General features: G+C 53.1%; 26 protein-coding genes and 1 other RNA gene. 18 read left to right on the forward strand and 9 right to left on the reverse strand.

Annotated elements, in window-relative coordinates; all coding sequences use genetic code 11:
• Nucleotides 1-15: 15 nt before the first annotated feature.
• The 5 genes from recJ to VMF88_07930 form a co-directional block, all read right to left on the reverse strand.
• A complete protein-coding gene (recJ, locus tag VMF88_07910; GenBank protein ID HTY10983.1) occupies nucleotides 16-1749 on the reverse strand; it encodes a single-stranded-DNA-specific exonuclease RecJ in 1734 nt (577 codons plus the stop codon).
• Between the two features lie 103 nt (nucleotides 1750-1852).
• An RNA gene (gene rnpB / locus VMF88_07915) (RNase P RNA component class A) lies at nucleotides 1853-2339 on the reverse strand.
• Nucleotides 2340-2432: 93 nt separating this feature from the next.
• Nucleotides 2433-2861: a ribonuclease HI family protein gene (locus VMF88_07920; GenBank protein ID HTY10984.1), complete on the reverse strand. Its 429-nt coding sequence runs from the start codon at nucleotides 2859-2861 to the stop codon at nucleotides 2433-2435.
• Complete coding sequence (locus tag VMF88_07925) at nucleotides 2858-3589, reverse strand: C4-type zinc ribbon domain-containing protein (GenBank protein HTY10985.1); 732 nt, start codon at nucleotides 3587-3589, stop codon at nucleotides 2858-2860. Before VMF88_07925 ends, VMF88_07920 begins: the two co-directional genes overlap by 4 nt.
• A 27-nt stretch (nucleotides 3590-3616) precedes the next feature.
• Entirely contained in the window at nucleotides 3617-4723 is a 1107-nt protein-coding gene (locus tag VMF88_07930) for a Nif3-like dinuclear metal center hexameric protein (protein ID HTY10986.1), read from the reverse strand.
• 424 nt (nucleotides 4724-5147) lie between these two features.
• Here VMF88_07930 and VMF88_07935 point away from each other — a divergent pair, with 424 nt between their 5' ends.
• The 10 genes from VMF88_07935 to VMF88_07980 are packed head-to-tail and all read left to right on the forward strand — an operon-like array spanning nucleotide 5148 to nucleotide 11519.
• Nucleotides 5148-5798: a phosphatidylserine decarboxylase family protein gene (locus tag VMF88_07935; GenBank protein ID HTY10987.1), complete on the forward strand. Its 651-nt coding sequence runs from the start codon at nucleotides 5148-5150 to the stop codon at nucleotides 5796-5798.
• Between the two features lie 28 nt (nucleotides 5799-5826).
• Nucleotides 5827-6597, forward strand: coding sequence for a CDP-diacylglycerol--serine O-phosphatidyltransferase (gene pssA, locus VMF88_07940; GenBank protein ID HTY10988.1), 771 nt, complete (start codon nucleotides 5827-5829; stop codon nucleotides 6595-6597).
• Nucleotides 6598-6606: 9 nt separating this feature from the next.
• On the forward strand, nucleotides 6607-6855 hold the full coding sequence (purS, locus tag VMF88_07945) for a phosphoribosylformylglycinamidine synthase subunit PurS (GenBank protein ID HTY10989.1): 249 nt from the start codon (nucleotides 6607-6609) through the stop codon (nucleotides 6853-6855).
• A 13-nt stretch (nucleotides 6856-6868) separates the two neighbouring features.
• Nucleotides 6869-7573 carry a phosphoribosylformylglycinamidine synthase subunit PurQ gene (gene purQ / locus VMF88_07950; protein HTY10990.1) on the forward strand — a complete coding sequence of 235 codons (705 nt, stop codon included), beginning with the start codon at nucleotides 6869-6871 and terminating at the stop codon, nucleotides 7571-7573.
• Nucleotides 7574-7592: 19 nt separating this feature from the next.
• Nucleotides 7593-7778 (forward strand): twin-arginine translocase TatA/TatE family subunit, encoded by a 186-nt coding sequence (tatA, locus tag VMF88_07955; protein ID HTY10991.1) that lies wholly within the window; start codon nucleotides 7593-7595, stop codon nucleotides 7776-7778.
• Nucleotides 7779-7805: 27 nt separating this feature from the next.
• Nucleotides 7806-8024 carry a twin-arginine translocase TatA/TatE family subunit gene (locus VMF88_07960; GenBank protein ID HTY10992.1) on the forward strand — a complete coding sequence of 73 codons (219 nt, stop codon included), beginning with the start codon at nucleotides 7806-7808 and terminating at the stop codon, nucleotides 8022-8024.
• Nucleotides 8025-8061: 37 nt separating this feature from the next.
• Nucleotides 8062-9486, forward strand: coding sequence for an Asp-tRNA(Asn)/Glu-tRNA(Gln) amidotransferase subunit GatA (gatA, locus tag VMF88_07965; protein HTY10993.1), 1425 nt, complete (start codon nucleotides 8062-8064; stop codon nucleotides 9484-9486).
• 23 nt (nucleotides 9487-9509) lie between these two features.
• Entirely contained in the window at nucleotides 9510-10490 is a 981-nt protein-coding gene (gene sucD / locus VMF88_07970; GenBank protein HTY10994.1) for a succinate--CoA ligase subunit alpha, read from the forward strand.
• A 28-nt stretch (nucleotides 10491-10518) separates the two neighbouring features.
• On the forward strand, nucleotides 10519-10932 hold the full coding sequence (gene ndk, locus VMF88_07975; protein ID HTY10995.1) for a nucleoside-diphosphate kinase: 414 nt from the start codon (nucleotides 10519-10521) through the stop codon (nucleotides 10930-10932).
• A 50-nt stretch (nucleotides 10933-10982) separates the two neighbouring features.
• Nucleotides 10983-11519, forward strand: a complete 537-nt coding sequence (locus tag VMF88_07980) for an NUDIX hydrolase (protein HTY10996.1) — start codon at nucleotides 10983-10985, stop codon at nucleotides 11517-11519.
• A 7-nt stretch (nucleotides 11520-11526) separates the two neighbouring features.
• On the opposite strand, the gene VMF88_07985 is transcribed toward VMF88_07980, so the two are convergent.
• Genes VMF88_07985 through larB form a run of 4 tightly spaced genes read right to left on the reverse strand, consistent with a single transcriptional unit; the run spans nucleotide 11527 to nucleotide 15117 of the window.
• Nucleotides 11527-12666: a PLP-dependent aspartate aminotransferase family protein gene (locus VMF88_07985; GenBank protein ID HTY10997.1), complete on the reverse strand. Its 1140-nt coding sequence runs from the start codon at nucleotides 12664-12666 to the stop codon at nucleotides 11527-11529.
• Nucleotides 12663-12935, reverse strand: a complete 273-nt coding sequence (locus VMF88_07990; GenBank protein ID HTY10998.1) for a hypothetical protein — start codon at nucleotides 12933-12935, stop codon at nucleotides 12663-12665. The genes VMF88_07985 and VMF88_07990 overlap by 4 nt, the downstream gene beginning before the upstream one ends.
• Before the next feature lie 5 nt (nucleotides 12936-12940).
• Entirely contained in the window at nucleotides 12941-14329 is a 1389-nt protein-coding gene (locus tag VMF88_07995) for a cystathionine beta-synthase (GenBank protein HTY10999.1), read from the reverse strand.
• Nucleotides 14330-14367: 38 nt separating this feature from the next.
• Nucleotides 14368-15117 (reverse strand): nickel pincer cofactor biosynthesis protein LarB, encoded by a 750-nt coding sequence (gene larB, locus VMF88_08000; protein HTY11000.1) that lies wholly within the window; start codon nucleotides 15115-15117, stop codon nucleotides 14368-14370.
• 186 nt (nucleotides 15118-15303) lie between these two features.
• On the opposite strand from larB, the gene VMF88_08005 reads away from it, so the two are divergent.
• From VMF88_08005 to groES, 8 genes are all read left to right on the forward strand, one after another.
• Nucleotides 15304-15927, forward strand: a complete 624-nt coding sequence (locus VMF88_08005; GenBank protein ID HTY11001.1) for a glycerol-3-phosphate acyltransferase — start codon at nucleotides 15304-15306, stop codon at nucleotides 15925-15927.
• A gap of 1 nt (nucleotide 15928) precedes the next feature.
• On the forward strand, nucleotides 15929-17116 hold the full coding sequence (locus VMF88_08010) for a trypsin-like peptidase domain-containing protein (GenBank protein ID HTY11002.1): 1188 nt from the start codon (nucleotides 15929-15931) through the stop codon (nucleotides 17114-17116).
• A 12-nt stretch (nucleotides 17117-17128) separates the two neighbouring features.
• Entirely contained in the window at nucleotides 17129-18427 is a 1299-nt protein-coding gene (purB, locus tag VMF88_08015; protein ID HTY11003.1) for an adenylosuccinate lyase, read from the forward strand.
• Between the two features lie 40 nt (nucleotides 18428-18467).
• Nucleotides 18468-19961, forward strand: coding sequence for an aldehyde dehydrogenase family protein (locus VMF88_08020; protein ID HTY11004.1), 1494 nt, complete (start codon nucleotides 18468-18470; stop codon nucleotides 19959-19961).
• A gap of 130 nt (nucleotides 19962-20091) precedes the next feature.
• The gene (gene lat, locus VMF88_08025; protein ID HTY11005.1) at nucleotides 20092-21522 is read left to right on the forward strand and encodes an L-lysine 6-transaminase; all 1431 of its coding nucleotides are present in this window, start codon (nucleotides 20092-20094) and stop codon (nucleotides 21520-21522) included.
• 12 nt (nucleotides 21523-21534) lie between these two features.
• Nucleotides 21535-22383: an NAD+ synthase gene (locus VMF88_08030; GenBank protein ID HTY11006.1), complete on the forward strand. Its 849-nt coding sequence runs from the start codon at nucleotides 21535-21537 to the stop codon at nucleotides 22381-22383.
• Between the two features lie 4 nt (nucleotides 22384-22387).
• A complete protein-coding gene (rsmI, locus tag VMF88_08035) occupies nucleotides 22388-23077 on the forward strand; it encodes a 16S rRNA (cytidine(1402)-2'-O)-methyltransferase (protein ID HTY11007.1) in 690 nt (229 codons plus the stop codon).
• A gap of 136 nt (nucleotides 23078-23213) precedes the next feature.
• Nucleotides 23214-23504: a co-chaperone GroES gene (gene groES, locus VMF88_08040; protein HTY11008.1), complete on the forward strand. Its 291-nt coding sequence runs from the start codon at nucleotides 23214-23216 to the stop codon at nucleotides 23502-23504.
• Nucleotides 23505-23511 lie beyond the last annotated feature (7 nt).

The raw sequence follows: 23511 nt of genomic DNA on the forward strand, positions 1-23511 counted from the left end.
AGGTTCACATAAATGCTAGTGCGTTCCGTTTCCCTCGGATGCCGCTCGCAGGTCTTTGATCTTCAATTGTGGTAGCTGAACTCCGGTAAAGTCGCTTTCATCAACCGCAAAAACAATATCACAGTATTTGTTTCCGTTGTTGACGCGGTCCAGCAAATAGCCGAGGTTGAAACCGATGCAATCCAGCGTCACGTTGTTCTTTTTAATCTTAAAGCGTAAGTGATTCCTGCCGACAATTCGTGCCTGTCCTAATGTCTCTACGTTTCTGGTGACAAACGTCGGCCTCATATTTTTCGGACCGAACGGTGCGAATTGCTTCAGGACGCGCGTATATTTTGGAGTTAATTCCCCGAGGTCGATCTCCGCGTCGATCGTGATGACCGGCGTGAGAAGGTCTTCCGTCAGCAGCTCCTTGGCAACGGCATTGAAGGCCTCCTTGAATTCCTCCACACGGTCGACCTCCAGCGTCAATCCCGCCGCGTATTTATGCCCCCCGAACTGCAGGAGCTTGTCCTCGCAGCGTTTCAACGCCTGATAGATGTTGAATCCGGCGATGCTGCGCGCTGAGCCCTTTGCGACGCCGTCCACTGTCGTCATCATTATTGCGGGACGGTAATATTTTTCCACCATCCTCGATGCGACGATGCCGACCACCCCGGGGTGCCATTGTTCTTGATGGAGGATGATCGCTCCTTCGTTTTCGACGTCAAGGAATTGTTCGACAAGCTGCTGGGCATGGATGAACACATCTTCGTCGATTTTTCGCCGGTTGATGTTCTCCGACTCCAGAACGCGGGCAAACTCCACTGCGGAACTATAGTCGTCGGTGACGAGTAACTCGACCGCACGTTTTGCGTCGCCGAGCCTGCCGACCGCATTGATGCGCGGAGCCAAGACGAAAACGACCTGGCCGGTTGTCATCGCATCCGGTTTTAATCCCGCTGTGTCGAGAAGCGCCTTGATGCCCGGCCGCGGATGCGTCGTGATGATCTCGAGTCCCAGTTTGACGAAGATGCGGTTCTCATCCACCAGCGGCACGATGTCGGCGGTCGTCGCAAGGGCAACGAAGTCGAGATATTTTCCGACCGATGCCTCGGCGCCCACCGTTCGCGCAAGCGCTTGGATCAATTTGAACCCGACGCCCGTCCCGCAGAGGCTTTTGAACGGATACTTGCAGTCAGCTTTCAGCGGGTCGAGAACCGCAACCGCTTTGGGCAGTTGATCGTTCGGCTCGTGGTGGTCGCAGATAATAACGTCGATGCCCAGCGACCGGGCGTACTCCACCTGGTCTACCGCAGTGATCCCGCAGTCGATCGAAACGAGAAGGGTGGTCTCCCGTCCCTTTGCATGGTCGATGCCGGCCTTCGATATTCCGTATCCTTCCTTGATCCGGTCCGGGATGTAGTAGGCAACGTCGCAGCCGAGCTCTTTGAAAAAAAGATAGAGCATACCGGCGCCGTTCGTTCCGTCGACGTCATAGTCGCCATAGACGAGAATTTTTTCATTCTTTGTCCGGGCGGAAAGGATCCGGTCCACAGCAAGGTACATCCCGTCCATGAGAAACGGGTCGTGAAATTCGCTCTCCGAAGGACGGAAATAGCGGTGGGCTTTCTCGAAATCATCGATGCCGCGGTTGACGAGGATCGTTGCGAGTGATGGAGCGATGGAGAGTTCATCGGACAGTTTTTTAACGAGCAACGGATCGGGGGGTTCCGAGATCGTCCAACGGTATTCCTTGATCGGTGTCAATGCTTTCTCCTCCAAGTGATCGGATTGCCGGAGGTCCCGGCAGTCCAATTCCTGATTTGAAAAAGCATCTATACGGCGTGCAACTGCATTCTTCCTGCAATATTTCTGAGGTCCGTCGGTAAGCCGAATTCTGTCTTCCTCAGCCGGCACGAGGCCGGCGGAAGGAGGCAACCATTTATCTCGTATCGTTTTTACAAACGAACTGAAGCGACCTACCCATTCCGTTTCTGCGGGGCAGAGTTGAGTAGGCGTCTCTTCTTCCGGAAACGTTTGCACGTTCGGAAAACGGAATTTACTTGGTCTTTCTCCCGGTGGGGTTTGTCATGCCGGCGCTATCGCTAGCGCCGCGGTGCGCTCTTACATTAAGGCCTCGAGAGGCCCGCACCTTTTCACCCTTGCTCCCGACAGTGCGAACGCACCGTCGCGGGCGGTATATTTTCTGTGACACTTTCCGTAAGATTGCTCTTCCTGGATGTTATCCAGCACCGTGCCCGTCCCGGCGAGTCGTTGTGAGACCCGCCGCGATGGAGTTCGGACTTTCCTCCTAAATAATGTGCAGCAGTATTTAAGCGATTGCCTGACGTACGCTCAGCATCAATTGCAAGAATGTTGAATGAACGAGTCAGCACGTGATATAGATGAATGAATTAAATTCTGTGGAACCTGCGACCGGGCGCCGTTCGTCAGCCGGCATGCTCGTCGATACTTTCGTTTGCCAATGCGTCTGCTTCTTTGTTCTTCTCTCTCGGCACATGATTGATGGAAAATTCAAACGACGACTTGCTGATGATCTTTTGCACCTCGTCGAAGAGTTTCTTCAGGGTTTTATCCTTCACCTTGTATTCGCCGTTGATCTGACGGACCATCAATTCGCTGTCGGAATGAATCACCAGTTTGCTGCACGATGTTCCATTGCCGTTGCCGAACAGCCCATTCACCCTCAGCAGGCATTCGATCAGGGCCGTGTACTCGGCAACATTGTTGGTCACCTTCCCGAGATACTTTTTCTCTTCCGCCAGCACATTTCCGGATTCATCTTTCAGCACGACGCCGATTCCTCCATGCCCAGGATTTCCCCGCGCCGCTCCGTCCGTGAATCCGTAAACGGTCATAACACCTTTTCGCTCGCCTGCGCGAGTTCCGCCGAAATAATGATCCTGCCGCAATGCTCGCACGTGAACATTCTACTTTGAGTGCGAAGTTCGAGCAGGCGCTGGGGGGGAATTTTATTGTGGCAGCCTCCGCACGAATTGCGCCGGACCGGGACGACGGCTTGGCCGTGGCGTCCCTTTCTGATGCGGTCGTAGCGGGAGAGCGTATCCGCTTCCAGCCGGACGACGATCTTCTCGCGCTGGTGTTTCAGCTTCAATTCTTCATCTTCGTTTGCCTTCGACACTTCGGCAAGCTCTGCTTCCTTCTCGTTCAGCTGGACAGTCAGCTCCTCGAGCTGCTTCGTCAAGCCTTCAATCTCTGTCTTGGCGCTTGCCATCGCGTTTTCGAGCGTCTCGAACTGCTTCTGCAGGTTTTTTATCGATTCGTTTGAAAAGTCTATTTCCTTCGTCAACGCATCGTACTCCTTGTTGCTCCGCACCTCGTACTGCTGCGCTTTATATTTTTCCAGTTTCTCCTTCAACTCGAGAATTTCGACATCGGCCTTGTCGCGTCCCATGACCGAGGCTGTGACGATTTCCTGCTTTTCTTTGATCTGTCCTTTGAGTTTATCAGCCTCCCCCTGAAGCTTTCTCACAGCTTCCGGTAGATCTCCTTTCATTTCCTCCAAGTCGTCGAGCGAACTATCGACAATCTGCAGCCTGTACAGCAGTTTTAATGTTTCGTCCAATTCCTGCTCCTTTACAGCGATCCTGTGCTAATAGTATGTTACTGGGTTTGTATTTTCCTTCGTGATGAAAACCTTTGCTTCCGATTTTTCGCGGGTAATGATCTCTTTTATTCGTTCAGCAAGCACGGGGAGGACGTGGCGTTCCGTTTCAAAATGCCCCGCGTCGATGAGGAAAATGTCCTTCTCCGCATCCTGAAATCCATGATATTTGATATCCGCCGTGATATAGGCATCCGCACGCTGCCGGATTGCTTCGGAGACAAGCTCACCTCCTGCGCCTCCGCACACTGCAACATGTCTGACCGGCCTTGCCGTCCTTCCGGTATAGCGCAGAACCTTCGTGCCGAATGATCTCTTGATCAGGGACAAGAATTTTTCCGGCGGCACGGGTTTCGTAAACTCTCCGATCGCGCCAAGGCCGAATTGCTCGCTTCTGTTCTGAAGGGGAGATACATCATAAGCAACCTCTTCATAAGGATGCTCTCGAAACATTGCGGCGAGCGCGCCCCCCAGCTTCCACGTTTCCACGGGCATTTCCAATTTCACTTCCGGAGTTTTTTCGAGGACTCCCTTCGAGCCGATGAACGGTGTTGCTCCCTCTTTCGGTTTGAACGTCCCGATCCCTTCAGTCCGGAAACTGCATTCCTCGTAGTGTGTAAACCTGCCTCCTCCGGCGCCGTGCATCGCCTTTGCGACTTTCTCAAGATGGCTCGCCGGCACGAAGACCGATACCTTTACCAGGGTATCGGGGAGGTGCGAGAGCATGCGAACGTTCCGGAGTCCAAGCAGAGATGCCATGACGAAACTCACACCGCCGTTGACATGATCGAGATTGGTGTGGGCGGCGTAAAGATTGATGTTGCGTTCCGCCATGAAAAGGGCAATTGCGCCTGCCCTGGAATCGTCTGTCAAAGATCGCAGCGGGCGAAAAAGCAGCGGATGATGCGTGACGACCAGATTCGCTCTGCGCGTCATCGCTTCTTTTGCAACGTCAAGCGTCGCGTCGAGCGAGAGAAGTATGTTGCGTATCTCCGTTGTGGCCCGGCCAACCTGAATTCCGCAATTATCTCCCTTCCATGCTGATGCCGGCGGAATCCATTCCTCAAGCGCCTGCTGAAATTTTCCTAGTGTCACAAACCCTGATAGAAATAAAAAATCCCGTTGGTTGGACGGGAGTTGTGAGCGTTCTAAATCTGAATTTTGATCTTCAAAAACTTGGTGAAATGAACCTCGCCAAGTCGTGAAAATTTTTCTTTGATTCTTTTCATTCGCTTCATCATAGAACCAAAGTAAAGTACAATTTTTTGCGGAAAGATGCAATATGAACGGGATCGAATTATGAGCATGCCCGCGGGAATACGGCGGACGATCGAACACAGGCAACATCTTAGCCGGTCTGGTTTAACGATTAATTTTGACCAGGGCCATAATGCTTATAGCTTGAAATGGTTTACCCTCAGATCCCCGCCTTGACTTTTCCTCTTTTTTTCGGTATTATTTTGAGGATTTTTCGGAATATCTTCCCTCGTTTTAGACCAGGCACGTTCGGAGTGCGCGATTGATCACGGAATATGGGTACGACAGCTTTTTCACGGTAACGATCGTTTGTTGTGTTGTCATCGCAGGCTCCTACTTCTTCATCCCCAACCCTTATCTTAAGTATGCGTTGTGTGCTCTTGCGGGGATTGCCTTTCTCCTTACATTGAATTTTTTCCGCGATCCTGACAGAGTAACTCCCTCCGGGAACAACATGATCATCTCTCCGGCTGACGGAACCGTTGTCGTTGTCAAAGACACGGCGGAAGAGCTTTACTTGAAGGGGGAAGCGATCCAGATCAGCATTTTTATGTCTCCTCTTAACGTGCATGTCAACAGAATTCCTCTCTCGGGCAGGGTCGGATACTTTGACTATGTGAAGGGAAAATATTTCGCAGCGTTCGAGGATAAGGCATCCCTCGACAACGAACAGACTCACATCGGCATCGACAACGGCAGTTCGAAGGTCTTCTTTAAGCAGATTGCGGGGTTTATCGCGCGCCGGATCGTTTGCACGCTGAAGGTAGGGGATGAGGTCGTTGCGGGGGAACGGTTCGGAATGATCAAATTCGGATCGCGTGTGGATGTTTTTGTTCCGAAAAATTCCGATATTAAAGTATCGGTCGGGGATAAAACGGCGGCGGGCGAGTCGGTGCTTGCCGTTGTTCGGTAATGAGTGTTGAACAAGCTCGGAAGTATGCATGAAAATAACTAGGGCCGTTGTTCCGAGTCTTTTTACGGTCTTAAATATGTTCTGCGGTTTTCTGTCCATCGTCAATTCGAGCGAGGGACAGTTTGATGTCGCCGCATGGTTCATTATCCTCGGCGGAGTGTTTGATTCGCTCGACGGCGTGATGGCAAGGATCACCAAGTCTTCGAGCGAATTCGGCGTGGAGTTCGATTCTCTTTCCGATGTCGTGACGTTTGGCGCCGCACCGGCGTTTTTAGTGTATAAGCTCCATCTCTACCAGCTCGAGGGGATCGGGCTTATCATCAGTTCCTTGCTGGTCATTTTCGGCGGTATCCGGCTGGCCCGGTTCAACGTGCAGCTGGTCGGCTTCGACAAGGATTATTTCACGGGACTGCCGATTCCGGCGAGCGCGATCACCATCGTCGCCTTTGTTCTCAGTTTTCGTGATGAAGTTTTCGGACTGCGAGGCCTCGCTGCTGACATTCTTGCGCCGATGGTCGTCGTCGTCTCCTTGCTGATGGTGAGCAAGATCAAGTACGACCCGATCCCGAAATTCTCGAAAAAAGATTTCAAGAAGCATCCGATCCGGGTCATTTCGTTTGCGGCGGCGGGACTTATCCTGCTCTTCACGCGAGGCAAAGCGTTGTTCTATATTTTCGTCGTCTTCTTGCTGTTCGGCATCATCCGTTATGCTTACGTCGCTCTTCGGAGGATGATGGGCTACGTCGACGCTACAGCAGAGGAGGAGCGCGCGGAAGAGGCGACAAGTTACGATATCTAAGGAGACCGAGTGTATCATTCCAATATTTCTATCACGCTGAGAAAATCGATCCTCGACCCGCAAGGGAAAGCGGTTGAACATGCGATCCATTCTTTAGGGTATCCGACCGTGCAGGATGTCAGAATCGGAAAACACATCGAGCTGACCATCAACAGCTCGACGAAAGAAGAGGCGGAGCAGATCACGGAGCACGTGTGCAAAAAACTTCTTGCCAATCCTGTGATGGAAGACTATTCCTTTCGAGTAGAGAAATCATAACGAGGACGAAGCGATGGCGAAATCGAAGTTTGGGGTTGTGGTATTTCCTGGGTCCAATTGCGACCACGATGCGTATCGTGCGGCGAAGGATGTCATGGGACAGGATGCGCACTTCATCTGGCACAAGGATTCGTCCCTCGGCGATGCGGATGTTGTCGTCCTCCCCGGCGGGTTTTCGTATGGCGATTATCTCCGCACTGGGGCCATCGCGCGCTTTTCTCCCGTGATGAAAGAGGTCGTCCGGTTCGCGAAGAACGGCGGCACGGTCATCGGCATTTGCAACGGTTTCCAGATTCTCCTGGAAGCGGGATTGCTGCCCGGCGTCATGCTGCGGAACAGCTCCCTGAAATTTGTCTGCAAGTTCATCCATCTGCGGGTTGAGAACGCCGACACGCGCTTTAGTTCGGAGTGCCGTGTCGGCGACGTATTGAAGATCCCCGTCGCCCACGGCGAAGGAAATTATTTTGCGAGCCGTGAAGTGCTCGACGCGCTCCAGGCAAACGACCAGATCGTATTCCGATACTGCAGCGCGTCGGGCGAGATCAATGATGCGTCCAACCCTAACGGGTCGTTGTTGAATATCGGGGGCATCATGAACAAGGAAGGGAATGTTCTTGGCATGATGCCGCACCCGGAGCGGGCTGTCGAATCGCAGCTTGGTTCGGCGGACGGCAAAAAGATCTTTCAGTCGATGGTCGAAAGTTTGGTGCTGAGTTGATTCGCGAAAGGAGCGGGCCATGAATCTCGGATTCTCCGAATTGCTGTTGATCGGACTGGTCATTCTCGTCCTGTTCGGACCGAAGAAAATTCCGGAGATCGCCCAGGGACTCGGGAAGGGGATGAACGAATTTCGAAAAGCAATGAGGGAAGTCCAGGAGAAGGTCGAACAGGCGGTAGAGGAAAACAAGGCTGAAAAAAAATAGCGACGTCTTAGGAGAAGGAGAGAGACAATGTTTGAAAATATAGGGTTCCCGGAGCTGATGCTCATCATGCTGGTGATCGTCATCTTCTTTGGGCCGAAGAAAATTCCGGAATTTGCGAAGAGCCTCGGAAAAGGGATCGCGGAGTTCAAGCGCGCGATGCGCGATGTTCAGTCGGAACTGACAAAGCCCGAGCATTCGCTCCCGGAGAAGCCCGCCGACACCTCCTCTTCAACTCCGAAAAAGTAGAAGAGCGCACGATGATTTGCACCAGGGAACGGTCCGAGTGAACCTCAAAGAGCCCTTCGATTCATATCACGTCCGGCTTGCATCGGGCGGTGATTCATGCGAAGCACGTACCCGTGAATACCTCTCCGTTATTTCCGCCCGGAAAAATCTCAACGCGTATCTGACGGTTTTCGAGGAGGAAGCGCTGGAACGGGCGCGCGCCGTCGATAAAAAAATCGGAACAGGAAAAGCAGGCCCCCTTGCCGGATTGGTCATCGCGGTCAAAGATGTCCTCTGCATGAAGGGAAAACGGACCACCTGCGCTTCTAAGATCCTCGGCAACTATGAAGCGATCTATGATGCGGCCGTCATCGAAAAACTTCAGGCGGCGGATGCAGTGATCATCGGCAAGACCAACATGGACGAATTTGCCATGGGATCGTCGACGGAGAATTCGGCATTCGGTCCCGTGAAAAATCCGATAGATGAATCGCGCGTTCCCGGCGGTTCTAGCGGCGGCTCGGCCGTCGCCGTTGCTGCCGGAATGGCAACGGCTGCGCTGGGATCCGACACCGGCGGTTCGATCCGTCAGCCGGCCGGCCTGTGCGGCGTGTATGGGATGAAGCCGACGTACGGGAGAGTTTCCCGTTATGGGCTTGTCGCTTTCGCGTCATCGTTCGACCAGATCGGTCCCTTTGCAAATTCAGCGCGCGATATCGCCCGGATTTTAGGGGTCATCGCCGGACATGATGAACGGGATTCGACGTCGGCGAAGGTTCCGGTTCCCGATTATCTTGCCTCGATGAACCGCGACGTGAAAGGATTAAGGTTCGGCCTCCCGAAGGAATACTTCAACGACGCGTTGAACACGGAGATCCGGGGCTGCCTCGAAGGGCATGTCGCCCGGTTGAAAGGGGGCGGCGCAGAAGTTATCGAAGTTTCTCTTCCTCATTCTGAATACACGATCGCCACCTATTACATTCTTGCGACCGCGGAGGCATCATCGAACCTTGCCAGGTACGACGGCGCCCGTTACGGCTATCGGAGCAAGCATGCCTCGACGCTGATGGAGATGTACACAAAATCGCGTAGCGAGGGCTTCGGCGCAGAAGTTAAGAGACGCATCATGCTCGGCACGTATGTACTTTCGGCCGGCTATTATGATGCGTATTACAGGAAGGCGCAAAAAGTGAGAAGGTTAATTCAGGAGGATTTCTTTAACGCCTTTAAGAAGGTCGATTGCCTGATCACGCCGATATCGCCGACGACGGCGTTTGCATTCGGTGAAAAAGCAGACGACCCGCTGCAAATGTATCTGTCGGATATTTATACCGTCTCGGCAAACCTTGCCGGAATTCCTGGCATCAGCATCCCGGCCGGCGTCGACAAACAAGATCTTCCGGTCGGGCTTCAGCTTCTTGGAAAACAATTCGACGAAGCGACGTTGCTGAGGGTCGCGGATTTCTTAGGAACCGTGAACTAATTTTTGATCAGGAACAAACTCCCATGAGCATACTCGTCAACAAAAAGACCAGGCTTGTCGTCCAGGGCATCACCGGCGGCGAAGGAACATTTCATTCATCGCAAATGCTTGCGTACGGCACGAACGTTGCCGCGGGGGTCACCCCGGGCAAAGGCGGGACGATGTACAAGGGGAATGAAAAGGATCAGTTCAAGACCGAAGTCCCCGTCTTCAACACGGTTGCAGAAGCGGTCAGGAGCGAAGGGGTCGATACCTCTGTTATCTTTGTCCCCGCGGCGTTCGCGGCCGACGCGGTGATGGAGTCGGCCGATGCCGGCATCGGATTGATCGTCTGCATCACGGAAGGAATTCCGACGAAGGACATGATCCGCGTCTACGAATATGTCAAGCTCAAAGGAACCCGGCTCATCGGCCCGAATTGTCCGGGCATTATTACGCCGGGAGAATGCAAGGTCGGGATCATGCCGGGATTCATCCACAAGCGCGGACGGGTCGGCCTGGTTTCACGCAGCGGAACATTGACGTACGAAGCCGTTTGGCAGCTCACCGAGCGCGGCATCGGCCAATCGACATGCATCGGAATCGGGGGGGACCCGATCATCGGGACACGCTTCATCGATGCGGTCAGGCTGTTCAATGAGGACGATAACACGGACGCGATCGTCATGATCGGCGAGATCGGAGGGAGCGCTGAAGAAGAAGCGGCGGAATACATCGCGAAGCATGTCAAGAAACCGGTCGTCGGTTTCATCGCGGGCCGGACCGCTCCCCCGGGCCGGCGGATGGGACACGCCGGCGCGATTATCTCCGGCGGGAAAGGAACTGCCGCGGAGAAGATGGAAGCAATGAGCGATGCGGGCATTCATGTCTGCGACAGCCCCGCAATGATCGGCGAGACAATGAAACTAGCCCTGGCAAAAAAACGCCCGCATTCTGTCCCGGTCATCGCCACAAAACCGGCAAAGAAAACGGCGCCAAAGAAGAAATCCAAAAAGAGAAAATAATACTATACGATCTGAGGAATTTTCCGTGATTGAACGAACGCTCTGCATCTTGAAACCCGACTGTGTAAGAAAGAATCTTCAGGGGGAAGTGCTCTCAAGAATTCAAAAAGCAGGGTTTAAAATTTTGGGGATGAAACAAATTCGTCTGACAAAGGAGGAAGCCGGCGGATTTTATGCCGTCCATAAAGGGCGCCCCTTTTATGTCGGCCTTGTCGAATTCATGACATCGGGTCCGTGCGTCCCCGTTGCCCTGGAAAAAGCCGACGCTGTGGCGGAGTACCGAAGATTGATCGGTGCCACCGATCCGAACGATGCGGAACCCGGGACCATCCGGAAGCTGTTTGCTGATAGCAAAGGCGAGAACATCGTCCACGGCTCCGACTCTGTCGAGAACGGGAAGATCGAAGTGGCATTTTTCTTCGCAGAGAGTGAATTGCTCTAGCACCGCAGCATCGAACATAGTTTCCATCTTCCATTTTCTATCCCACGAGAATGCTCTCCCGCTGGAAAAAACTCACTTCTGCGATCGTCCATAAGAATCCATGGTGGACGTATTTTCTTGATTCGTTTCAGATTCCCAACGGGGTGAAGGGGGAATACCACTACGTTCACACTGAAGGGTCCAGTCTCATCATCCCGGTCACGGACGACGGCAAGATCATTCTCGTCAATCAGTATCGTTATCTGAAAGACCGAGAGAGCATCGAATTCCCTTGCGGCGGCGTGAAACCCGGACACTCGTACGATGAGATGGCCAAACTTGAACTGGAAGAAGAGACGGGATACACGGGAAGATCGTGGGAAACGGCCGGAGAGTTCAATCCCTTCAACGGGGTAACGGACGAAATGTGCCGCGTTTTTATTGCACGCTCTCTTTTGTCCGGAAAGCCAAAACCCGAAGCGACGGAAGAGTTTGAGATCGTGGAAGTCTCCCCGAACCATCTGGAAGAAATGATCTCAAGCAGAAAGATCTGGGATGGGATGACGCTCGCCGCGTGGGCGCTGGTGCGAAAACGATTCGTTCAATAACCCTTCTTTAAATCCCCATCAAGGCATTCTTCAAATCATCGATCAGATCCTCGACGTCCTCTATGCCGACCGAGATCCGAACGAGTCCGTCGGTGACGCCGGTTTTCTCCCGTTCCGATTTAGGGACCGACGCGTGCGTCATTGTTGCCGGATGAGAGATGAGCGTTTCCACCCCGCCGAGACTTTCGGCCAACGTACAGACGCGCAGGCGTTTCAGGAATCGCTTGGCATTTTTCAGCGAGCCGACGTCAAACGAGATCATGCCGCCGAATCCGCTCATCTGGCGCCGTGCCAGGGCGTACTGAGGATGGCTTCGCAGCCCCGGATAATTCACCTTGACAACTTCTTTGCGCCCGGACAGCCATTCTGCAATGATGGTGGCGCTTTCACAATGCTGTTTCATGCGGACTGCGAGTGTTTTTGTGCCGCGCAGGCAAAGCCAGGCATCGAAGGGGCTCATGATCCCGCCAACCGCCTTTTGTGAGAACCGGAGTTTCTCCGCAATGCCCGCGTTATTCGTGACCGCCATGCCCCCGAGCATGTCGCTGTGGCCGTTCAAATATTTCGTGACGCTGTGAACGACAACGTCGATGCCGAAATCGATCGGGCGCTGCAGGTACGGAGTGGCAAAGGTATTGTCAACGATGGAAATTAATTGATGCGCCCGTGCGAATTTGGCGATCGCGCCGAGGTCGGAAATTTCCATCGTCGGGTTGGTGGGAGTCTCAACAAAAATCATTTTTGTGCTCGGTTTTCGCGACCGTATCACGACGTTCATGTCCGTGGTGTTGACAAAATCGAACTCCAGACCGAAGCGTTCAAAGACCATTTTCGCGATCCGGTACGTCCCTCCGTAGACGGCGTTCGTCGCGATCACGTGATCCCCCGGAGCAAGCAGCCGGAACAGCGCATCGATCGCAGCCATCCCCGAGGCGAATGCCATTCCTTCTTCGGCATTCTCGAGCGCTGCGATGTTTTTTTCAAGCGCGGTGCGTGTCGGGTTGGACACGCGTGAATATTCGTAACCTTTGTTCTGTCCCAGACCTTCCTGAGCATAGGTCGAAGTAAGAAAGACTGGAGTCATCACTGCTCCGGTCGCGGGGTCGGGGTGCTGCCCCGCATGCACTGCCTTCGTCGAAAATTTCATACTTTGTCGTTGTTGTCGATTAACGTAAACTCTTTTTCGTCGATGCCGTATTCCTTAAGCAGCATCGCCCCCTCGGTGTTCAACTTATGCGATCGCGCTCGCAAGAACCCCAGCACGGCATCCTTCAAGGTCACATGCGGCTTTTGACGCTGTGCAGCGTACCGTTCTGCGTGCGTTTGCGCCGAATTCTTGATGATCTCGCGGAATGGGTCGCGGACGACCCGGACTAATTCGTCGAGTTTATCGACGGCCGATTGTTCCCATTGCATAGTGGCTATCGGGTAAGGTATCCTAAAACGTCGAATCGCGTAATGATTCCTATCACGCCGGAATCATTCTTGACGAGCACTGCTGATTCCTTCTTGGCAAAATGTTCCACGGCTCTTCCGAGCTCTTCGTTCATGTGGACTTCAGGAAACGGCGGTTCCATTGCCGTCCCTACCAGCGCGTCGAACTTTGATGAATCTTTCAGCAGCAATGTGAGAAGATTTCCTTCGGAGACGCTGCCGATGCATTTCTTTTTTTCGAAGACAGGGAGCTGTGAGACGTTTTTTCCCGTCATGATGTCGAGCGCTGTGCGGATCGTTGATGAAGCATCGACGGTGATCAGCTGCGGGAGTTTTGACGATTTTGCCTCCATCACATATCTGAGCGTGATGCGCTCGGGGGCGATAAACCCGTTTTCCCTCATCCAATCGTCGTTGTACAGCTTGCTGAGGTATTTGGAGCCGCCGTCCGGCAGGATCACGACCACGACGTCGTTCTCCGACAGTCGCTCCGCAAGCTTGAACGCGCCCGCGACGGCAGTGCCGCACGAGCCTCCGGCAAAAATTCCTTCTTCACGCGTCAGCCTCCGCGCTGCAAGGAACGACTCTTTGTCCGTTACCTCGATGATCTCGTCGATGTACTCGAAATGGAGCGCCCCCGGAAGGAAATCCTGTCCGATCCCTTCGACCTTGTATGTTTTAAACACCGGGGAGAACTGTTTGGTATAAAAATAGTCGCGCAGGATCGATCCCTTCGGGTCGATGCCGACAACTTTCACCTTCGGATTCTTTTCTTTGAGATATCGTCCGGTGCCGCTGATCGTTCCCCCTGTCCCGATGCCGCAGACGAAGTAATCGATTTGTCCGCCGGTTTGCTCCCAAATTTCGGGGCCCGTCGTGTGGTAATGCGATTCCTCGTTTTTCGGATTATAGTATTGGTCGGCAAGGATGGAGTTCGGAGTTTCACGGACGATCCGTTTTGCGACTTCGGTGTAGCTCTCTGGGGAATCGTGCGGAACCGCCGTTGGAGTGACAATCACCTCGGCGCCAAATGCCCGAAGAAGCTGAATCTTTTCTCCGCTCATCTTGTCGGGCATCGTGAAAACAGTCTTATATCCTTTGATCGCCGCCGCGATCGCCAGACCCATTCCGGTATTGCCCGAAGTCGATTCGACGATCGTTCCCCCTGGTTTCAGCCGGCCTGTCCGTTCTGCTTCCTCTATAATTTCAACGCCGATCCTGTCCTTTACGGATCCGCCCGGATTGAAGCTTTCAACCTTGGCAAAAATTGCGGGTTTGTACCCCTTCGCCATTTTATTGAGCTTGATGAGCGGAGTATGCCCGATGGTTTCAAGAATGGTCTCTTTATATTGGATTTTTTTCAGATCGCTGAGCATGGCAGTTTTTCCCTCGTCACAGAATATCAATAGGAACTTTACGATTTCACGATCAGGCTCGCTGCAAATGCGGCGCCGAAGCCGTTATCAATATTGACGACGGTAATTCCGGCTGCACAGGAATTTAACATTGTGAGCAGCGGCGCGATACCGCCAAACGACGCGCCGTACCCTGTCGACGTCGGAACAGCAATGACCGGAACGCGCACGAGGCCTCCGACGACGCTTGCGAGGGCGCCGTCCATTCCCGCAACAACGATAATGACGCTTGCCCGATGGAGCTTATCGGTTTGATTGAGCAGGCGATGTATTCCTGCAACTCCGACATCATAGAGCGTCTCCACATGTTGTCTCATCATCTTCGCAGTGACGACCGCTTCTTCAGCCACCGGAATATCGGAGGTCCCGGCTGTCACGATCAAAATTATTTTCTTCGATGATGGAATCAGCGTTGGCTCATTGGCGGTTATTGTTCTTGCTGCCGGATTAAAACGGGCTTTCTTGACCGCCTTCCTGACAGCGTCAAAGTCTTTTTTGGTTGCTCGCGTTGCCAGAAGAGCGCTTCCCCGATCCACGATTTTTTTTGCAATGCCCGAAATCTGCTGCGGGGTCTTCCCTTCGCATAAGATCACCTCGGGAAATCCCTGGCGGAATTGCCGGTGGTGGTCGATGGTCGCAAAACCGATCGACTCGTACGAAAAGTTCTGCAGCGAAGAGAGAGCATCCTCTTCGGAGATCCGCGACCGCTTGAAATCTGATAATAGTTTTTTGAGGTAGGTCTCGTTCATGTGATCATCATTTTTTCTTCAAGAGAATATACTTGTTTGAGGAAGAAGAATCAAGGAACAGCAGCCACAACTACTGTAATGACTTTAGGTTATGCGGATGCGCTCTTCAGGTTGCCTTGACTATCGGGCGTTTTTTTGGTACTTTGAACTCACAGAAACAAACAACCATACAACGGAAGCAATTTCTTGTCGACCCTTGAAGCTTTTGTCCTGAGCTATCTCATCGGTTCCCTTCCCACTGCCTACATTGTTGTAAAACGAAGTTCAGACATCGATATCCGGCTTGCGGGCAGCGGTAATGTGGGAACGCTGAACGCGTATGAGGTGACCGGCCAACGCCTTGTCGGCCTTATCGTGCTTGCGGTTGATCTCGTGAAGGGCATCTGCGCTGTTCTTCTCTCGCTTTTTATCTGGGGATCCGTCCCCGGATGCATTTCGGCTTCCCTTGTCGGCATTGTCATCGGACATTGCTTTCCCGTCTGGTTGAGGTTCAAAGGGGGTAGAGGTCTTGCGCCCGCTGCCGGCGCAATGCTGGTCGTGAGCTGGATTTTTGTCGCCGTTTGGTGCGCGTGCTGGGTTGCCGGATATTCGTTCTCTAAGAATATTCATATTGGAAATATCGCCGCGATTCTCGCCTCGCCTCTCTTAGGATACGCGATCCCTCAAGGGATCGTGGCGAAGTTTTCAACAGGCGCGCTTTCCGTCGCGCAATTATTGGCTGCGTACAGTGCAATGTCTGCAATTTTGTTCATCCGGCATATCGGCCCGTTACGGGAAATCATTTCATCACGAAGCTCAGATAAAAAATAACATGTCCCGCAAAGCATTTTTTCTCTTGATGATCTTTTTGTGTGTCGGCGGAATTCTTGGATATTCGCTGGCGCCGAAAGTGAACGGCATTGCCACCGCAGGAAGTTCCGGGCAACAAAGCTCCCTGTTTGTTTCTGAAGAACAGCAGAAAAGCCCGGACGACGACGTTTCCAAATCGAGGAAGAATGCCATTACCGCCACGGTCGAAAGCGTCAGCCCGGCCGTGGTCGGCATCACCGTGACCGAAGTGAGAGAAGTGCAGGACCCTTTCTCGAACTTTTTCGGCGATGATCCGTTCTTCAGACAGTTTTTTGGGAACAGAAGCCTCAAACAGGAAGTGAAGGGGCTCGGGTCCGGGTTCATCATCTCGCCCGAAGGCTATGTTCTCACCAACGACCATGTCGCCGGCAACGCGAAAGAAATCATCGTAACGATGACGAACGGAGAAAAATATCCCGCCGAGCTTGTCGGCACCGACATGATCTCGGACGTGGCGCTCCTGAGGATCAAAGGGAAGAACTTTCCATATGTGAAGCTCGGCAATTCCGACGACGTGATGATCGGCGAGTGGGCGGTGGCGTTCGGCAATCCGTTCGGGCTCTTTGAGAACATCGACAAACCGATCGTGACCGTCGGCGTCGTGAGCGCAAAGGGGATGAACCTCAACGTCGAAGATAACCGGTCGTACCGCGGGTTGATACAAACCGACGCGGTGATCAACGCGGGGAACAGCGGCGGGCCGCTGGTGAACAGCGCCGGCGAGGTCATCGGCATCAACACGCTGATTTACACCGCGGGGGTGAGCCAGGCGTACATCGGGTATGGCTTTGCCATTCCGATCAACCGGGTGAAGTCGATCGTCGATGAGCTTCAGAAGAAGGGGAAGGTCGAGCGCAATTTCTGGACGGGGATGGAAGTGAACATTGTCGACCAGCGGATCGCAAAATATTTCGGACTGAAAACTGCTGAGGGGGTGATCATCAGCGACATCAAGAAGAACAGTCCCGCCGAAAAGGCTGAATTAAAGGTCGGCGACATCATTCTAGAAATCAACGGGGAAAAGATACAAAATGAGGAAACGATCATCTCGATCATCAACGACGCAAAAGCGGGAGATGTTCTCAGCCTGAAAATCTATCGGGACAAGAAGACATTCGACGCCAATCTAACGTTGGAAAAACGAACCTAACCTTCTAAGAAAATGATCGCTCGGTACACGCGCCCAGTGATGGGCAAAATATGGAACGACCAAAATAAATTCTCGGTCTGGCTGCAGATAGAGATCCTCGCATGCGAAGCGCAGGCGGAATTAGGGGTGATTCCGAAGGAAGCGGTCGCGGTTATCCGGGAGAAAGCAAAGTTTGATATTGCCAGGATCGATGCTATTGAGTTGGAGGTGAAGCATGATGTCATCGCATTCCTGACGAATGTCGGGGAATATGTCGGTCCCGAATCGCGTTACATCCATCTTGGAATGACGTCGTCCGACGTGCTCGATACTGCGTTGGCGGTTCAGATGAAGCAATCGGGAGAACTCCTCTTGAAAGGATTGGAGGAATTGAAAGAGGTCCTCGCGCGGCGAGCGAAAGAGTTCAAAATGACCGTCATGATCGGGAGATCGCACGGCATCCATGCCGAGCCGACGACTTTCGGGCTGAAGCTGGCTTTGTGGTACGACGAAACGAGACGGAACATCCAGCGGCTCATTCGCGCGATCGAGACGATCTCGTACGGCCAGATCTCCGGCGCCGTCGGGACCTTTGAACATCTGAGCCCGAAGGTCGAAGAATATGTCTGTGCGAAACTCGGGCTGAAACCGGCGCCGGTCTCGACGCAGATCCTTCAGCGCGATCGACATGCGGAATTTATGACGACGCTTGCCGTCGTTGGCAGCTCGCTCGAAAAATTCGCGACGGAGATCCGCCATCTTCAAAAAACGGAAGTGCTGGAGGCGGAGGAATATTTTTCAAAAGGACAGAAGGGCTCGTCGGCCATGCCGCACAAGCGCAATCCGATCACGTGCGAGCGGATCGCCGGATTATCGCGCGTGCTTCGGGGGAATGCACAGGCGGCAATGGAGAACGTCGCCCTCTGGCATGAGCGTGACATCACCCATTCGTCGGTCGAGCGCATCATCGTTCCGGACAGCTGTATCCTCCTGGATTATATGCTTGCGCTTACAAAGAATGTCATTGAGAAGCTCATCGTCTACCCCGAGAACATGAGGAACAATATCGACCTTACTCACGGACTGGTCTTTTCGCAGCCGGTGCTCCTTGCCCTGACGACGAAAGGGATGAAACGGGAAGACGCGTACAGGATCGTTCAGAAAAATGCGATGGACGTCTGGCAATCCAAGAAGAATTTCAGGGAAGTGTTGGAGGACGATGCGGAGGTCAACAGGCTGCTGACAAAGAGCGAACTTCAGGAAGCATTCGACCCGACGAAGAGTTTGCGTCACGTCGATTATATTTTTGAGAGAGTAGGCTTGGGCAGCTGAGTATCCGCTGATCAAGCTATTACGCGATATCGTATGGTGAATGATCATGCCGCAGAAATTTCAGAACCTTATCAATGGAAGATGGGTTGACGCGAAGTCGGGGAGAACTTTCGAGAATCGGAATCCCGCCAATTGGGATGAGGTGATCGGCGTTTTCCCAAGATCGTCGAAGGAGGATGTCGACGATGCCGTGAAAGCGGCCCGCGCGGCATTTGAGAAGTGGCGGCTTGTTCCCGCACCGAAGCGCGGTGATATTCTCCGGAAGGTCGGGGATATCATGGTCGCCCGAAAGGAAGACCTCGCCCGGGAAATGACCCGTGAGATGGGGAAAGTGATCGTTGAGACGCGCGGAGATGTGCAGGAGGGGATCGATACTGCGTACTATGCTTCGTCCGAAGGGCGGCGCCTCTTCGGTCACACCGTTCCGTCCGAGCTCCCCAATAAATTTGCGATGGCGATCCGCGTTCCGATCGGAATTGCCGGCATCATCACTCCATGGAATTTTCCGATGGCGATCCCCACGTGGAAGATCTTCCCCGCAGTTCTTTCGGGAAACACGGTCGTCTTCAAGCCTGCGACCGATACCCCGAGAACCGCGGCCGCGCTGGTGGAGATCATGATGGAGGCGGGAATTCCTGAAGGGGTCGTGAATATCGTTCATGGGAGCGGAGGCGAAGTGGGCAATGCGATCACCTCGCATCCCGACGTTGACCTTATTTCTTTCACCGGTTCGACCTCGGTAGGGAAACAGATTCAAAAGGATTCGAGCGAGACGCTCAAAAGGGTCTCGCTTGAGCTCGGGGGGAAAAATGCGCAGATCGTAATGGACGATGCTGACCTGAACCTCGCGCTCGACGGAGTCCTCTGGGGAGCGTTCGGCACGACCGGACAACGCTGCACTGCCACGAGCCGGCTCATCCTCCATGAAAAAATCTATGATCAATTCATCTCGATGCTCCTCGACCGGACGAAAAAATTGAAGCTCGGGGACGGTTTGCTTCCGTCCACTGAGGTTGGTCCGTGCGTGAACGAAAAGCAGCGTGAGACCGTGCATTCGTATGTCGAAATCGGACAGAAGGAGGGTGCCAGCCTTGCGGCCGGGGGCAAGGCGGCCAGCGGCGACAAGCTGAAGAACGGATGGTTTTACGAACCGACAATCTTCACTGATGTTACTCCCGGAATGCGGATCGCGAAAGAGGAGATCTTTGGGCCGGTCTTGTCGGTGATTCGTTCGAGGTCTTTGGAAGAGAGCATTATGATTCTCAACGACACGGTGTACGGCCTTTCATCCTCGATTTATACCCGTGATGTCAACAAGGCGTTTATCGCCGTGCGCGACATCAAGGCCGGCATCACCTATGTCAACGTTCCGACGATCGGGGCGGAAGCGCATCTTCCGTTTGGAGGAGTAAAACAAACGGGCAACGGCCATCGCGAAGGAGGCTGGGCAGTGTACGATTTCTTTACCGAGTGGAAAGCGGTCTACGTCGATTACAGCGGCGCCCTGCAGCGGGCGCAAATAGACAACTATTGAAATGAAAACGTTTCTGTGCCTCTATTTCGTTTCGCTCTACGAACATCAGGAATTTTTCTGAGTCATGGTGGATGAAGGTTATTGCGCTCTTTCATTCTATCATCGAACTGAAAATGCCTGGAGGTGCAGCATGTTGGAATCAGCCATCAGAACCGCAGGGGAAGAAGTTGGAACGAACAGGAATGGGGGCGGCCCAAAGAAGCAAACGGGCAAGCCTACCACGAATTTGCCGGTCGCGGTCTCTTCGACGGACGTTCATCTAACCCTTTCCCGCCACATGCTTGTGGACGGGTTCGACCTGGTCGTCGATCTAAAAAGAAGCCAGGGTTGCTATCTTTACGATTCTCGTTTCAATAAACGGTATCTCGATTTCTTTTCCTTTTTTGGATCGTCCGCGGTCGGGATGAATCATCCGAAAATGACCGAGCCGGGATTTCTCGAAACACTCGGCCAGGTTGCCGTGAACAAGCCGTCGAACTCCGACGTGTACAGCGTCGAGATGGCGGAATTCGTTGAGACGTTCTCGCGAATTGTGCAGCCGGAATATCTGCCGTATGTTTTCTATGTCGACGGCGGTGCGCTTGCCGTCGAAAATGCCTTGAAAACCGCGTTCGATTGGAAGGTTCGCAAGAATTTTATTAAGGGATATACCGAGGAACGGGGAAGGCAGATCATTCATTTTCGGCGCGCATTCCACGGGCGGAGCGGCTACACGCTTTCCCTCACGAATACGGACCCGACGAAGACGAATTATTTTCCGAAATTCAAATGGCCGAGGATTTTGAACCCTGCGATGACGTTTCCGCTCAACGACATCCATCTGAAAGAGGTGATGGATGACGAAGAAATTGCGGTCCGGCAGATCAAAGAGGCGATCATCAACAATCCTGACGACATCGCGGCGCTCATCATAGAACCGATCCAGGCCGAAGGGGGGGACAATCATTTCCGGAAAGAATTTCTGGTGAAGCTTCGTGAGATCTGCGACGAAAACGAGATCCTTCTTATCTTTGATGAAGTGCAAACGGGAATCGGGCTGACCGGAAAGATGTGGGCGCATGAATACTTTGTGAAGCCCGATCTGATGTCCTTCGGCAAGAAGACACATGTCTGCGGATTTATGAGCAGCACGCGGATCGATGATGTGCTCGACAACGTGTTCCATAAGCCAAGCCGTCTCAACTCGACCTTCGGCGGCAATTTGGTCGACATGGTTCGGTTCACGCGGATCATGGAGATCATCGAAGAGGAGCAGCTCGTGGAAAACGCACGGCTCCAGGGAGAATATATGCTTCGGGAATTAGCTGCGATGGGAGAGGAATTTCCTTCGCTCGTTTCGAATGTCCGGGGGCGCGGAATGATGTGCGCGATCGACCTGGATACGGCACAAAACCGGGATCAGCTGCGTCAGAAGGCGTACGAGGAAGGATTGATCATTATCGGCTGCGGCGATCGGTCCATCCGTTTCAGGCCGCCGTTGACGATTCAGCGCGGCGAATTGGAAGAAGGGTTCAACATCATGCGGAAAGCCCTTCGGGAACTTAACGCGGGCGAACTTTGAAGGCGGTATGCTATGGAAACGACCACTCGAACGATGAACGGCAACGAGTTGCTTCTCAATCCGAAATTTGTGAAGAAGATGCTGGTGGATTTTCTCCGCGATCAGATTCACAACGCCGGATTTACGAAAGCAGTGATCGGACTATCGGGAGGGGTCGACTCGGCGGTCTCCGCGTATCTTTCAGCAGAAGCGCTCGGCAAAGAAAATGTTTTCGCTGTCCTGATGCCGTATGCCTCGAGCAGTCCACAAAGCAAGGCAGACGCCGAACTGGTTGTGAGCAACCTTCACGTTCACTCTGAAGTTGTCGAGATTACGCCGATGGTCGATCCGTTCATAACGGCACAGCGCATGACCGACAATGTCCGCCGGGGAAATGTCATGGCGCGGATGAGGATGATCGTTCTCTACGACCGTTCGATCCAGCATCATGCGCTTGTTGTCGGAACCTCCAACAAAACGGAAACGATGCTCGGTTACGGGACGTTGTTCGGGGACATGGCGTGCGCCGTCAATCCGCTCGGCGATCTTTTTAAGACTCAGGTATGGCAGCTCGCCGAAGCTCTTGGCGTTCCTAAAAGGATCGTCGAGAAAAAACCCACCGCCGATTTATGGCAGGACCAGACCGACGAGGGGGAGCTGGGTTTTTCGTACCGGGATGTTGACCGGCTCCTCTATTACATGATCGACGAACGGCGGAGAGATGATGAACTGACCGCGATGGGCTTTGAAAAGAAGTTCATCGAGACGATCAAAAGACGTGTCAAGCAAAACCAATTCAAACGCCGGCCGCCGATCGTGGCAAAGATCTCGCAGCGGACGGTGAACGTCGATTTCCGGTACGTCCGCGATTGGGGTATATAGAGCGATGCCCGAAGAAATCCGCCCTGGGGCGCTATACATTGTTCCGACGCCGATCGGCAATCTCGACGATATTACGTATCGCGCGGTAAAAATCCTCTCTTCGGTTGACGTGATCGCGGCAGAAGATACCCGCACGACGAAGGTTCTTCTCGACCATTTGCAGATCCAAAAACCCCTTCTCAGTTTTTTCACGCATAACGAAACCATCCGTGTTCCGCAGATCGTTGCCAGGCTGAGGGACGGCCACTCGGTCGCGCTTGTTTCAGATGCGGGGACGCCGGGAATTTCCGACCCGGCCTATTCGATCATTCAGGCTTGCATCGTGGATGATATTCCTATCATTCCCCTTCCCGGGCCGACGGCGTTTATTCCTGTGCTGGTGGCGAGCGGAATGCCGACTCAGTCGTTCGTGTTCGAAGGTTTTCTTCCACACAAAAAGGGAAGGTCCACGAAACTGTCCCAGCTCAAAGACGAAGCCCGGACGATGGTCTTCTACGAATCTCCTCATCGCATCCTTCGAACGCTAGAGGACATTCGCGATGCGTTTGGCGACCGTCCCGCCGTCATCGGACGGGAAATCACTAAAAAGTTTGAAGAAATCCTTCGCGGAACCCTCTCATCACTCCACACAACGTTGTCCGCCCGCCCCGTTAAAGGGGAGTTCGTCCTCATCGTTTCGGGAGCAAAATTATAGTCGAAACCACTTGACAATAGCATCGTGAATTGCTATATTAGCACTCATTGAACGTGAGTGCTAATTATTTTTTATACCATAAGTTATTTCAATTAAATAGGTTACATCGTATTAACTTAACGTTAAGGAGACTTGTATGAAATTACATCCTTTGGCTGACAGAATTGTTGTCAAGCCCGCCGAGGCTGAGGAAAAAACAAAGGGAGGAATCATTCTTCCTGACACTGCCAAAGAAAAACCGGTGTGGGGCGAGGTTGTTGCCGCCGGACCGGGGAAGGTCACAGATGAAGGGAAGAAAGTTCCGATGGAGGTGAAGGTCGGCGACAAAGTTCTTTACGGTAAATATTCCGGGACAGAAGTGACCGTCGACGGGGAAGAAGTTCTGATCATGCGTGAGAGCGACGTGTTCGCGATCATGCCCAAGTAATTGAAGC

Source organism: Bacteroidota bacterium (assembly GCA_035506275.1).
Taxonomy (GTDB): domain Bacteria; phylum Bacteroidota; class Ignavibacteria; order UBA10030; family UBA8401; genus JAGVPT01.